The sequence below is a fragment of the Gemmatimonadota bacterium genome, assembly GCA_041390105.1.
In the GTDB taxonomy this organism is placed as follows: Bacteria; Gemmatimonadota; Gemmatimonadetes; order Longimicrobiales; family Gaopeijiaceae; genus JAGQIF01.
Genome location: JAWKQO010000001.1, coordinates 825823 through 838809, shown reverse-complemented (window position 1 = coordinate 838809; position 12987 = coordinate 825823). Strand labels below are relative to the sequence as shown.

At 68.7% G+C, this 12987-nt stretch carries 10 protein-coding genes; 8 read left to right on the top strand and 2 right to left on the bottom strand.

Features of this window, described 5'->3' with window-relative positions:
• Window positions 1-37: 37 nt before the first annotated feature.
• Together R3E10_03800 and rlmN are read right to left on the bottom strand one after the other, a co-directional pair.
• Entirely contained in the window at window positions 38-1582 is a 1545-nt protein-coding gene (locus R3E10_03800) for an RNA-directed DNA polymerase (protein MEZ4414853.1), read from the bottom strand.
• Between the two features lie 282 nt (window positions 1583-1864).
• Complete coding sequence (gene rlmN, locus R3E10_03795; GenBank protein ID MEZ4414852.1) at window positions 1865-2944, bottom strand: 23S rRNA (adenine(2503)-C(2))-methyltransferase RlmN; 1080 nt, start codon at window positions 2942-2944, stop codon at window positions 1865-1867.
• Between the two features lie 156 nt (window positions 2945-3100).
• On the opposite strand from rlmN, the gene R3E10_03790 reads away from it, so the two are divergent.
• The 8 genes from R3E10_03790 to meaB are packed head-to-tail and all read left to right on the top strand — an operon-like array spanning window position 3101 to window position 12983.
• Window positions 3101-3442, top strand: a complete 342-nt coding sequence (locus R3E10_03790; protein ID MEZ4414851.1) for a VanZ family protein — start codon at window positions 3101-3103, stop codon at window positions 3440-3442.
• Window positions 3439-5226 (top strand): aspartate--tRNA ligase, encoded by a 1788-nt coding sequence (aspS, locus tag R3E10_03785; protein ID MEZ4414850.1) that lies wholly within the window; start codon window positions 3439-3441, stop codon window positions 5224-5226. The genes R3E10_03790 and aspS overlap by 4 nt, the downstream gene beginning before the upstream one ends.
• Window positions 5227-5240: 14 nt before the next feature.
• Complete coding sequence (locus R3E10_03780) at window positions 5241-6221, top strand: PhoH family protein (GenBank protein ID MEZ4414849.1); 981 nt, start codon at window positions 5241-5243, stop codon at window positions 6219-6221.
• Window positions 6218-8467 (top strand): HDIG domain-containing protein, encoded by a 2250-nt coding sequence (locus R3E10_03775; GenBank protein MEZ4414848.1) that lies wholly within the window; start codon window positions 6218-6220, stop codon window positions 8465-8467. The genes R3E10_03780 and R3E10_03775 overlap by 4 nt, the downstream gene beginning before the upstream one ends.
• On the top strand, window positions 8464-8913 hold the full coding sequence (gene ybeY, locus R3E10_03770) for an rRNA maturation RNase YbeY (GenBank protein MEZ4414847.1): 450 nt from the start codon (window positions 8464-8466) through the stop codon (window positions 8911-8913). The genes R3E10_03775 and ybeY overlap by 4 nt, the downstream gene beginning before the upstream one ends.
• Window positions 8903-10267 carry a magnesium transporter gene (gene mgtE / locus R3E10_03765; GenBank protein MEZ4414846.1) on the top strand — a complete coding sequence of 455 codons (1365 nt, stop codon included), beginning with the start codon at window positions 8903-8905 and terminating at the stop codon, window positions 10265-10267. The genes ybeY and mgtE overlap by 11 nt, the downstream gene beginning before the upstream one ends.
• Complete coding sequence (locus tag R3E10_03760) at window positions 10264-11922, top strand: AarF/UbiB family protein (GenBank protein ID MEZ4414845.1); 1659 nt, start codon at window positions 10264-10266, stop codon at window positions 11920-11922. Before mgtE ends, R3E10_03760 begins: the two co-directional genes overlap by 4 nt.
• On the top strand, window positions 11919-12983 hold the full coding sequence (gene meaB, locus R3E10_03755) for a methylmalonyl Co-A mutase-associated GTPase MeaB (protein MEZ4414844.1): 1065 nt from the start codon (window positions 11919-11921) through the stop codon (window positions 12981-12983). The genes R3E10_03760 and meaB overlap by 4 nt, the downstream gene beginning before the upstream one ends.
• Window positions 12984-12987 lie beyond the last annotated feature (4 nt).

Below are 12987 nucleotides of genomic sequence, written 5' to 3'. Positions count from 1 at the left end.
ACCCCACTGAAATGCCGCTGTCTGCTTCAAATGCTTGTTAGCTAGCGTCCCACCTGACTGCCCCTTGCCGAACCAGCCGAGTGGCTCTCGATGTCAATTCACCGTCTCCGCCCACATGTCCAAGAAAGGCGTTGCGACGGCCTACCTCCATTCGCTCCAAACAGCAGACGAGTTCGGCGTGCTCCAGGTCCGACGCGGCACCCGCGTAAGCGGCCTGTAGGCGTTCGAGGTCGGCCGGCGAGCCCCAGCGTCCCAGGATGGCGCGAGCGGCCGATCGGACGGCCCACAGTGATACGGGTTCAAAAGCCTTGATTCTTACCCAGCGAAGGAAGTGCTCCGTTGGGGCTGCGGATACGGCCAGGCGCCACCGCAGAAGCTGGAACGTCTGGTACGGATACGGAGCTCGTGCGTCCTGGTCCATCGCCACGTAGTGGACCTCAACACGCTCAGTCGCGCCAACCGCTTCGGCGTACCGGAGGACGGCTTCTGTCTCCTCCGGATGGGTTGCCAGGTAGGGGATGACGGTATCAAGCGCATAAGGGTCACCCGCGCTACCGAGGCGACGCAGGAGAAAGCGCAGCAGCGTCTTGTTGAAGTTCCCCGGGTCAACCACGAAGTGGGTGTCAAACGCCTCGTGTAGCACCTCGACGGGATCGTCCTCACCGAGCTGGGCCAGAGCCTCGTCGATCTCGGCGGCTGTCACTGACGGGCGTGCTAGCGCGCCGGCGTTGACCAGCCGGGCGATGAAGTCGTTTCGAATCGGCTCCAGGACCCCGTGGACCTGATGAAACCGCGCCCGAGCATCCGCAGCCGAGCGGATCCGCGTCTTTGCCGATTGCACAACGAGGCCCCGCGAACCAAGTAGGCCGGTAAGTCTCAGCAGGGCGCGCCTGGCCTCACGTTCATCCTCGCAAAAGACTCGGAAGTCGTCGACCCATCGACGATGTACGAACCCCTCATCGGCCATCGCACGGTCGACGGCATTAAGGTACAGCTTCCCGAGTATGTCAGATGGGGAGAACCCCTGCGGGATCCCTCTGCGTGGCACCCGCGCCCAACGGTGGAGGCTCGTCTCGAGCAGTCGAAGGGCCTCACGGTCAACACCAAGGGCGTTGAGATCGGATCGAAGCGTGGAGAGGTCAATGAGCTCGTAGTATCCGGCGATGTCAGCGGTGACGACGATCTCACGACCGCCTCGGATTAGCTCCAGGCTGTCGGCGTCGAACGCCTTCCACCTAGGGAAGTACGGCTGGAACCAATCGCGCCGGGTGTGGTCGGTGAGCAGACGATACGCGTAGTCGGGGGGTGGGTCGGCCCATTCGAGCGCGGGCTGAACCTCACCCCGCACGAGCTGCAGCAGGGCTGAGTAGACCACTTGATCCTGTATCGCCAGGTCAGCTCCGGGCCGAATCGCGCCATGCGGCTTGGGTGCAGCAACCATCCCGCAAGCGGAGGGGATGTACCGGTCCGCGGCTATGTCGTCCCTGAGCTGTTCGAGCCACTCGTCAAGGCCGGCTTCGACTAGGTCAACCTGAAAAGGGTGCGTTAGGAAAGCACGCCGGTGTTTCAGGTCAGCCTTCACCCTACTCCAGGCAAGGGGAAGATCGAGTGAAGTGGCTAAGGCCTCGGGCACGGTCCTAGTACGTTTCTCAGTCTAGCTAACGACGTTTGGACGCCACTTCAGTCAGCCTAAGAGCCCAAGCTGCCAGAGTGGAGTCCCGCATATACTGCGACACACAGGTTCAGGCCGCCACACCGCGCGTGCAGTTAGCCCGACACAGACGCCACCCGTAGCCCGACCTCGGAAGAGCGTTCCCGACACCGCGCGGCCAACGGCCCCGACGGAGCGGGCCGCGGCCCACCCTCACACCATCGGCACCACGTTCGCCCTGAGTTGCCCGCACGCCGCATCGATGTCCCGCCCACGGGGCTCCCGCACCGCCACCATCACGCCCGCCCGTTCGAGCACCTCCTGGAAGTGGCGGATCCGGGCGGGCTCGCTCGGCTTCCAGTGCTGCCAGGGGATGGGGTTGAACGGGATCAGGTTGACGAAGGCGCCGATCGAGCGGGCGAGGCGGGCCAGCTCGGGAGCGAGCTCCGGGGCGTCGTTCACGTCCCGGATCATCGTGTACTCGAAGGTCACACGGCGGCCGCCCAGGGCCTGAATGGCCTCGAGCGCCGCCATCACATCGGCCAGCGGATAGCGCTTCTCCATCGGGATCAGCTCTCGCCGCAAGGCGCTGTTGGGTGCATGGAGGGACAGCGCCAGCGTGAACTGCTCGGGCCGTCGCGCCAGCTCCTGCAGCCCAGGCACCAGACCCACGGTGGAGATGGTGATCTTGCGCGCGCCCAGGCCATAGCCCGCGTTGAGCAGGGTGAGGGCGGGGAAGACCCCCTTCCGGTTGGCCAACGGCTCACCCATCCCCATGAAGACCACGTTGGAGATGCGGCCGTAGTCGTTCTCGTCCGCCCACCGTTGGGAAGCTCTGTACTGGCCCACGATCTCGGCCGTATCCAACTGCCGGCGGAAGCCCGACCAGCCCGTCGCGCAGAACGTGCACCCGACGGCGCAGCCGGCCTGGGAAGAGATACAGAGCGTCAGCCGGTCCCGGGCCGGGATCAACACGGATTCCACCAACTCCCCATCCGCCAGGCGCCAGAGGTGCTTGGTGGTCCCGTCCCGGGAGCGCTGCACCTCTGCCAGCGCGGGCTCCTCCATGCTGAAGGCCTCGGCCAGGGCCGCCCGCTCGGCGGCGGGCAGGTCGGTCATGGCCTCGAAGGAGGTGGCCCGTTCCTCCAGGATCCAGCGGGCCGTCTGGCCCGCCCGGAACCCCGGCTGGCCGCGCCCGGCGAAGTGCTCGCGCAGTGCGGCGTGGAGGGCGTCGGGCTCGAGTCCGAGCAGGTTGGGACGGGCCTCGGAGGCCCGGGATTCTGCGGTCGACATTCCTTGATGGCGGTTTGGGGCCCGGCTAAGTTAGCCGCACTCCGCCTGCACGGGAACGAGCGCGAACCCAACCCAGGAGCGCGTCTGCCGCCCCAAACTCCACCCCCCCGCCTGCGCCGCTGGATCGTCTCGTGGGGGCCCGCGATCGGATGGGCGGTGGTCCTGTTCCTTCTCAGCGAGCTCCGCTCGGTTCCGCGGGTCGTTCAGTTCGCGAACAACGACAAGATCATCCACTTCGGGCTCTACGCCGTGCTGGGGGGGCTCCTGGCCTGGGGTCAGGCCCACGAGCCCCTGCCAGGCCGGCACACCCTGCCCATCGGGGTGGGCTTCCTCTACGGGGCGGTCGATGAGCTGCATCAGCACTTCGTCCCGTATCGCATGCCTTCCTGGGCCGATTGGACGGCGGACGCCATTGGGGTCACCGTGGGGTATGCCGTGGTCTTCACCCTCTTCGTACAGGTGAGGCGTGTGCTGAGGCGCGCCTCGGGGCGTTCATGACAGCGATCGAAAACGGGCGCACGGCGCTGCGCACTTGCACTCTGGGGCAGCTTTCTCCCGAACGCGCGGGGGAGGCGGTGACGGTCGTCGGTTGGGTCCACCGGCGTCGGGATCTGGGGGCCATCGTGTTCCTGGACCTCCGTGACCGGTCGGGCATCGTGCAGATCTCCTGCGGCCCGGACTGGACGGAGGCGGAGAGCCTGACCCAGGCCTCGGACCTGGGGGCGGAGGACGTGGTGCGCGTCCACGGTACGGTGCGGCTGCGACCGCCCGAGGCCCGCAACGACGACATGGCCTCCGGCCAGATCGAGGTGCAGGCCCTGCGCCTGGAGCTGCTGGGCGAGGCGGCGGTCCCGGCCATTCCGGTCTACCGCACGCCGGAGGAGGAGCTGCCCTCCGAGGAGCTGCGCCTGCAGCACCGCGTCCTGGACCTGCGCCGTCCCGAGCTCCAGCAGAACCTGATGCTGCGGCACCGGCTGGTGTTGGAGGCACGGAACTACTTCCATGCGCACGGCTTCGTCGAGATCGAGACGCCGATGCTCACCAAGCGCACGCCGGAAGGGGCCCGGGACTTCCTGGTCCCCAGCCGCGTGCACCCGGGGCAGTTCTTCGCGCTGCCGCAGAGTCCCCAGATCTACAAGCAGATCCTCATGGTCGCGGGCTTCGACCGCTACATGCAGATCGCCCGCTGCTTCCGCGACGAGGACCTCAGGGCCGACCGCCAGCCCGAGTTCACGCAGATCGACCTGGAGGCCGCCTTCATCGAGCCCGAGGACATCCTGGTCTGGATCGAGGGCTTGATGCACCGCTTGGCGACGGTCGCGGGTCAGGACGCGCCCCTGCCGTTCCCGCGCACCACCTACCGCGACGTCGTCGAACGCTACGGGAGCGACCGCCCCGACCTGCGCTGTCCCATCGAGATCGGAGACTGGTCACCCGTTCTGCAGGGCCGGGGGCTGCGCATCATCGACGGCGCCATCGACGCCGGCGGTCGCATCCGCGGGCTGGTGGTCCCGGAAGGGGCAGGGATCTCCCGCAAGGAGATCGAGGCGCTGGAGGGGCACGCCAAGAAGGCGGGTGCGCCGGGCCTGCTCTGGGCCAAGCGCACGGGCGAGGGGCTCTCCGGGCCGCTCTCCAAGGCCCTCGGCCTGGAGGAGGCGGACCGCATCGGGCTCCGCGAAGGTGGGCTGGCCCTGGCCGCTGCGGGAGCGGACCGCATCACGGGACCGGCGCTGGACGCCGTGCGTGTGCGGGCCTGGGAAGCCGCCGGCGGACGCCTCGAGGGGAACGCGTGGCTGTGGGTGGTCGACTTCCCCCTCTTCGAACGCGGGGAAGACGGGACGCTCGCAGCGGGTCACCACCCGTTCGTGATGCCGCATCCCGAGGACATGCACCTCCTGGACTCGGATCCGGCCGGCGCGCGCGGACTGGCCTACGACCTGGTGTACAACGGCACCGAGTTCGGATCGGGGAGCCTGAGGATCCACCGGTCGGCCCTGCAGCGGCGCATCTTCCACATCCTCGGGCTGGAGGATGGGGAGATCGACGAGAAGTTCGGATTCCTGCTGCGGGCCCTGGACGCCGGGGCGCCGCCGCACGGAGGCATCGCCCTGGGGATGGACCGCATCGTCCAGCGTTTCGCGGGCGCGGCCAGCTTGAGGGACGTCATCGCGTTTCCCAAGACGACCGCGGCGCGCGCGCTGTTCGAGAGCGCGCCCAGCCCGGTCCGCGACGAGGAGCTGGCGGAGTTGCACATCCGGCTGCGCTCGCCGCAGGGGGCGTGAAGGGAGTGACGCGAGTGAGCGACAAGACCGATTCCCTGGTCGAGCACCGGCTCGACGCGGAAGGCGCGGACCCGCTCCTGCTGGCCGGGGTCGGGGACGGCAACCTGCAGGAGTTGGCGCGGCGCTTCGCAGTGCGCGTGGTGTTCCGTGGTACGTACCTCGTGCTGTCCGGTCCGCTGGAGGGCGTGGAGGCCGCGGTGCCGGTGGCCATGCACATGATCGAGCTGGCCCGCATGCGAGCTCCGTTCGATGCGACCGACGTGGCGCGCTTCGCCGATGGCGCCGCCCAGCCGGGCGGCAACGGTCTGGTTCCGCCGGACGAGGCCTACCGGGTGAGCCTGCCCGGATCGCGACGGGCGGTGGCCGCCAAGTCGGAAGGGCAACACCGCTACCTGCTGGCGATCGCCAACCACGACGTGGTCATCGGCATCGGTCCCGCGGGTACCGGCAAGACCTACCTGGCGGTCGTGATGGCGGTCGATGCGCTCTACAAGAAGCGCGTCCGTCGCATCATCCTGGCGAGGCCCGCGGTGGAGGCGGGAGAGAACCTGGGCTTCCTGCCCGGTGATCTGCAGGAGAAGGTGGATCCCTATCTCCGCCCCCTCTACGACGCGCTCGAGGACCTGATGCCGCGTGACCGCGTCAGCGCGGCCATCGAGGCCGGAGCGATCGAGATCGCGCCTCTGGCGTACATGCGTGGCAGAACGCTGTCGGACGCGTTCGTGATCCTGGACGAGGCGCAGAACGCGACGCAGGCGCAGATGAAGATGTTCCTGACCCGGCTGGGTCTGAACTCGAAGGTCGTGATCACGGGAGACACCACCCAGATCGACCTGCCCAAGCGCTCCGATTCCGGCCTGCTGGAGATCGAGCGCATTCTGCAGGGCGTCGAGGGGATCGAGTTCGTCTACCTCGACGGCGCCGACGTCATCCGCCACCGGTTGGTCAAGGACATCATCCGCGCGTATGCGGAGGCCACCGAGGAGACCCCGTGAACGCCCCCGGCCAGCGGGTGTTGGGCCGGCTCTCCGGCCCGGCCCGGAGCGAGCGCGTGGGCTCGTGGAGTTTCCATGGCGCCCGCGCGTTGCTGGTGCTTCTGCTGGCCGTGTTCATCTCGCTGACCTTCCCGGCGGTGCCGCGCACCAATCTGGAGGGCTACTCCAAAGGGCGGGTGGCGCCGGAGACCGTCATCGCGCGCTTCAACTTCGCCGTGCCCAAGTCGCCGGAGGAGCTGGAGCGCGAGCGGGCGGAGGCGGCCGCGGGCATCGCGCCCACCTTCGACGTTCGCCCCACCGCGGTCGACTCCATGAGCGCGGGGCTGGAGCGCTTCTTCACCCGGCTGGAGGAGGTCGCCACGCGCGAGGGCGCCACACCCGATGCCGTGCGTGCCTTCGTCTCCGAGGCGGGCGTGCCGGCCTCGCCGGCCCAGGTGGCAGTGCTCGCCAACGAGGGGGCACGTCAGGCGCTCAGGACGACGGCACTGCGGGCAACGCGGGAGCTGCTGCCCGCGGGCGTGCACGAGGCTGTCGACCCCGTCTATGCCTCGGCGGAACAGCTGCGCCTGCGCGAAGGCGAGCGGGACCGCACGGTCGACCGCAGCTCGGTCATGTCGGTGGGAGAGTTCTACGATGCCGCCGCGCGACGCCTCCCGGTGGCCGTGGCCTCACCGGACGCGCAGAACCTGCTGCGCTTGGTGCTCATCCGCTTCATGGTGCCGTCGCTGGACTTCAACGCGGTCATCACGCGCGAAGAGCGCTCCCGCGCCCAGAGCGCCGTGCAGCTGATCAAGACCAACGTGTTGGCCGGCGAAGCCATCGTCCGGGCCAACGAGCAGATCGGCGACGAGGAGCTGGCACGGCTGGACGCCTACGCGGAGGCGCAGCGGGCGCTGGGCGTTGCGTCTACCGGCGGCTGGCGCCTCTCTGGCCTGGTGGGGAGCACCCTGTTCCATGCCCTGCTGCTGACGGTGTTCGGCGCACTGCTCTTCTTTTTCCGCGAGGGCGTGTACCGCAACTACCGGTGGCTGCTGGTCCTGTCGGCGTTGGCCGCCGCCTACTTCGCGGTGGCGGCCGTGATCGGCTCGCGGGGGCTCCCCTACGAGTTGCTCCCCGTACCCTTCGTGGCGCTCACAGTGGCAGTGCTGTGGGATGGCCGCATGGCGTTGATCTTCGCCGTGCTTCTCGCCGTCATGACCGGGGCGCTGCGACCGTTCGATGCCGAGATCGTCACGCCGACGCTGCTGGTGGCGGGGTCGGCCGGGGCGTTGTCCGTGCGCGTGGTGCGTCGGCGCTCCCAGTTCTGGGCGTTCATGCTGATCATCGCCGTCGCGCATGCGCTGGCGATCCTCGGTGTGTGGCTCATGGAGGGGCGCGATGGCGCCGAGCTGCTGACGGCGCTGCCCTGGGCAGGCCTGGGAGCCGCGGCCAGCGCCATCCTGGCGATGGGGTTCCTGCCCGTCTTCGAATGGTTCACGGGCATCACCACGCCGCAGACGCTGCTGGAGTGGGCGGATCCCACGCGCCCGCTGTTGGGACGTCTGGCGCGCGAGGCGCCGGGCACCTACGCGCACACCATCGCCGTGGCCAATGTCGCCGAGGCGGCCGCCACCGCGATCGGGGCCGACGGACTGCTGTGCCGGGTCGGGGCCTTCTACCACGACGTGGGGAAGATGCTCAAGCCCCAGTACTTCATCGAGAACCAACCCGGCACGCGCAACCCCCATGATCAGCTGAAGCCCGAGATGTCCGCGGCGCTGGTGCGCGAGCACGTCACCGAGGGCTTTCGCCTGGCCAAGGAGTCGCGTGTGCCGCCCGTGATCCTGGACTTCATCCTCGAGCACCACGGAACGCAGGCGATCGGGTTCTTCCGTGAGAAGGCGCTGGAAGAGAAGGGGAGCGGCGCCGAGTTGCCTGCCGAGGTGTTCGAGTATCCCGGCCCGCGTCCGCAGACCAAGGAGACGGCGATCCTCATGCTGGCGGATTCGGTGGAGTCGGCGGCCCGCGCGCTGCAGGATCCCACCCGTGAGCGCATCCGCGAGCTGGTCACCGGCCTGATCGACGCCAAGATCGCCAACGGACAGTTGGATGAGGCGCCGCTCACCCTGGGAGAGATCGGCCGGGTACGCGAGGAGATCATCAAGGTGCTGGAGGGCATGTACCACCAGCGCATCGACTATCCGTCCACCCGCCACCTGACCGACGCGCCGGACGGGAGCAGCCGCACGGGTGGAGCGCCGTCGTGACCCAGGTGCTCGTCAACGTCGAAGGGTTCGCCGGCGTCGATGCTGGCGTTCTCGAGCGCTCCGTGCGCGCGGTGCTGGACCGGCACGAGGTGAAGGAGGGCGAAGTGTCCCTCACCCTTCAGGACGACCACGGCATCCAGGCGTTGAACGCACGCTATCTGGGACACGACCGACCCACGGACGTGATCAGCTTCGCGCTCCACGAGGCGGGAGAGCCCCCGCTCGGAGACATCTACATCGGCTACGAGCAGGCAGTCCGGCAAAGCACGGAGCTCGAAGTACCGCTGTCCCAGGAACTGGTGCGCTTGGCCGTGCACGGGACGCTGCACCTTCTCGGGTTCGACCACCCGGAGGGAGAGGACCGCTTCGCGAGCGAGTTCTTCTCCCTCCAGGAGTCGCTGGTCCAGGACGTCGATCCCACCAACGGGGGTGGACGTGGCCGCTGAGCTCGTGCGCGACGAAGCGCACCGCCTGGAACTGCTCACCGCCCGGGCCGAGGCCGGTGACGACGCCGGCGTTGTGGAGCTCCTGGCCGCGCTGCACCCGAGCGATATCGCCGACCTCCTCGAGTCGATCGCACCCGAAGCGCTGCAGTTGGCCATCGTGCGCGCGCTTCCCGCCGAGCTGGCCTCGGAAGCGCTGGCCGAGATGGAGGAGGGCGACGAGCGGGCCGAGCTGCTGGCGGCGCTGGCGCCCGAGCGCGGTGCGGCGCTCATCCAGGAGTTGGAGGTCGACGACGCGGCCGACCTCATCGGCGAGCTGGATCCGCCCGAGCAGGACCGCATCCTGGCGGAGCTGCCCGCGGACGATGCCGGCGAGTTGCGCGACCTCCTGCGCTACGGCGAGGAGACTGCCGGTGGTCTGATGACCACCGACCTGGTGGCCATCCTCTCGACGTTGAACGCGGGAGAGGCGATCGCGGAAGTGAGACGGCAGGGTCAGGAGGTCGGCGACTTCTACGCGGTCTTCGTGGTCGACGGGCAGCACCAGCTGCTGGGCACCGTTCCGCTCAACGACCTGATCCTGGCCGACCCGGGCGTACGGGTGTCGGAACTGGTGGTGCCGGTCCCCATCGAGGTGGAGGCGGACACCGACCAGGAGGAAGTGGGACGGTTGATGGCCCGCTACAACCTGGTCAGCGTGCCCGTGGTCGATGCCGGCCGCCACCTGCTGGGCCGCATCACCTTCGACGACGTACTGGACGTGCTCGAGGCGGAGCAGACCGAGGACCTGCTGCGCTTGGCCGGTGTCGGCGACGAAGAGGAAGTCCGAGGGGGCTGGGTGGACGCCGTGCGCTCGCGGGCACCCTGGCTCGGTCTCAACCTGCTGACCGCCTCCATCGCCGCTTCGGTGATCTGGATGTTCGCGGATACGGTGGAAGGGGACGTCGCCCTCATCTTCGTCATGCCGATCATCGCGGCGCTCGGTGGCAACGCCGGCGTGCAGTCGCTCGCGGTGACCCTCCGGCGCATCACGCTTGCCGAGGGCGACATGGGCGAACGCCCCTGGAGCGCCGTGGGCAAGGAGGTATTGGTCGGCTTGGCCAACGGCGCCCTCATCGGCGGCATCGCTGCCACCTTGGGCACAGTGTTGTTCGGGCAGCCACGGCTCGGTCTGGTGGTGCTGCTGGCCATGTGGGGGAATCTGGTGGTAGCGAGCTTCGCCGGTGCCTTCGTGCCCACGTTCCTCAGCCGCGTCGGCCTGGATCCGGCCGTGGCCTCCTCGGTGTTCGTGCAGACCTTCACCGACCTCTGCGGCTTCCTGTTGCTCCTGGGCCTCGCCACGGCCCTGCTGTTGTGAGTCGCTTCGCGCGCACGTTCGGAGTCGCACGGCGGCTGCTCCCCTTCGTGTTCGCGTTCCTGCGCGATCGCCGGCGCTGGGTGGTGTTGGGTCGGCCCGCCCGCCGCACCGAGGAGCAGCACCAGAGGCGCGCCGACCGGTTGAGTGCCACCATCGCCGATCTCGGCCCCACGTTCATCAAGCTGGCGCAGCTTCTGAGCACGCGCGCCGACATCCTGCCCGAGCCCTATCTCTCCGCGATCGCGCGCCTGCAGGACCGCGTCCCCCCGGTTCCGTCCGCCGGCATCCTCGCGGTGCTGGAAGGGGAGCTGGGCAAGCCCGTCGACGAAGTGCTCGAGGATTTCGATCGCGAACCCATCGCCGCGGCCAGCCTCGGACAGGTCCATCGGGCGCGAGCCGAGGGCCGTGACGTCGTGGTCAAGGTGCTGCGGCCGGGCGTCGAGGATCTGGTGGCGCTGGACCTGGACATCTCCTTCCGGCTCCTGTACTGGCTGAACGTCGTCTTCCCCAACCATCACGTGCGGGCGTTGACCGCCACGGTGCGGGAATTCTCGGTCAAGGTGCGCGAGGAGATGGATTTCCGGTCGGAGGCGGAGAACATGCGCCGCTTCCATCACTTCTTCGACAACGACCGACGCTTCCGGGTGCCGGAGGTGTTGCCGGCGTTCACCCGCCAGCGGGTGCTGGTGATGGAGTTCACGCCGGGCACCAAGATCGACCAGCTCCAGACGCAGTTCGCCGAAGGGCGGCTCGACTTCCGGCAGGTGATGGAGAACCTGACCGGTCTCTATCTGCGCATGATGATGGTGGACGGGTTCCTGCACGCCGATCCCCATCCGGGCAACCTGCTGGTCCAGGACGACGGCACGATCGTCATCCTCGATTGGGGCATGGTGCTCGACGTGCCCCGCTGGACACGTGAGTCGATCCTGCACATCGCGTTGGCCGTGGAACGCGAAGACCTCGATGCCATCATCAACGAGATGTACAAGCTCGGGATGATGAGCCCCGAGGTGTCCCGTGGCGAGGTACGGGAGGCCGCCCTCGAGATCCTGCGCATCATGGAGCGGGCCCAGGGCAGCAACCGGGAGCGCATCGAAGAGATCGTCCACGAGATCTACGACACGTTCTACACCTGGCCGCTGATCCTGCCGCAGGAGCTCGTGTACTTCTTCCGAGCGTCCGTGCTCCTGGAAGGGATCGGGATCCTCTACGATCGCAACTTCGACGGCCTGGGGTTGATCCGGGTGGTGATTCGCGGTCTGCGCCGCCAGATCCTGGACACGACCCGCCGCGAGCCCACCGCCATGGCCCGCGACGCCGTGGGCGAGGTGGGCCACGTGGTTCGCGCAGTCCTGCAGATCCTGGAGCGAGCCGAACGAGAGGAGTTGCGCGTGCGCATGCACCCGCGCGACGTGCAGGCCCAGGAGCGCTTCCTGCACCTGCAGGCCAGGCGCCTGTTGCTCTCCATCTTCGCGTCGGTGACGGCGGTCATCTCCTCGGTGATCTATCTTGCCGTCCGCAATGTGTGGCTGTTGGCCGGTGGACTGGTGATCTCCCTGCTCATGTTCCTGCTCGTGCTCTTCATTCCCACGCACCTTCTCGAGAATCCGCTGCGCCATGCGCGGGGCATTCGTCCCGGAGGCTCCTCGTGAAGGCTCTGGAGCCGCTCACTCCGGCGCTGGAGGAGGTCCTGGACCGGTTTCGCGCGGGCCAGCGGCTCGGCCTCGCTCGCGCGATCACCGCCGTGGAGGCGGAGCGGCCGGGCTTCCAGGCTCTGCTGCACGCGGCGACGCGCGGCGGACCCCGCGGCCGACGCATCGGCTTCACCGGCCCGCCCGGGGCGGGGAAGTCGAGCCTGGTGGCGCAGGTCGCCACCGCCTGCCGCGCCCGTGGAGAGACGGTGGGGATCGTGGCGGTGGACCCCACGTCGCCGTTCTCCGGTGGAGCGCTGCTGGGCGACCGCATCCGCATGAACGAGCTCGCCACCGATCCCGGCATCTTCATCCGCTCCATGGCCACGCGCGGATCGTTGGGCGGGCTGGCGACCGCCACCGAGGAGGTCATCGACCTCATGGACGGCTTCGGCTTCGACCGGGTGATCGTCGAGACGGTGGGCGTGGGCCAGACGGAGCTGGAGATCCAGTCCGCGGCCGACACGGTGGTGGTGACGCTGGTGCCGGAGTCGGGCGACGGGATCCAGGCCATGAAGGCGGGCCTCATGGAGATCGCCGACATCTTCGTCGTCAACAAGTCGGATCGCCCCGGGGCCGACCGCCTGGTCAAGGAGCTCGCGCTGGCCATCCACCTGCGCACGGGGGAAGCCCTCCGCGACGTTCCGGCGCACCACGGCGTCCAGCTCACGCCGCGCCCCGCGGCGCCGGCGGCTGCGCGGGTCGATGAGGAGTCTCCCTGGGAGATCCCCGTTCTCAAGACGGTGGCCCAGACGGGGCAGGGGGTGTCCGAGCTCCTGGAGGCACTGGACCGGCACCGGGACCATCTGGAGGCGTCAGGCGCGCTCAAGGAGCGTCGACGCGCACGGGCGGCGGCCCGGGTCCTCAGCGTGGTGGAGCGGCAGCTGGGCCGCTTGGCCTGGCAGCAGCCCGGGGCCCGCCGCATCCTGGATCGGGGCCTCGACGCGATCGAAGCAGGGGGCGGCACCCCCTACTCCGTTGCGGAGGACGTGGTCCAGAACCTGCTCGGGGCCAAGGGGTAAGCCG

Bases quoted from the DNA above. Each gene is read 5' to 3' on its own strand.
- rlmN (MEZ4414852.1), bottom strand. From the start codon at position 2,944: ATGTCGACCGCAGAATCCCGGGCCTCCGAGGCCCGTCCCAACCTGCTC.
- aspS (MEZ4414850.1), top strand. From the start codon at position 3,439: ATGACAGCGATCGAAAACGGGCGCACGGCGCTGCGCACTTGCACTCTG.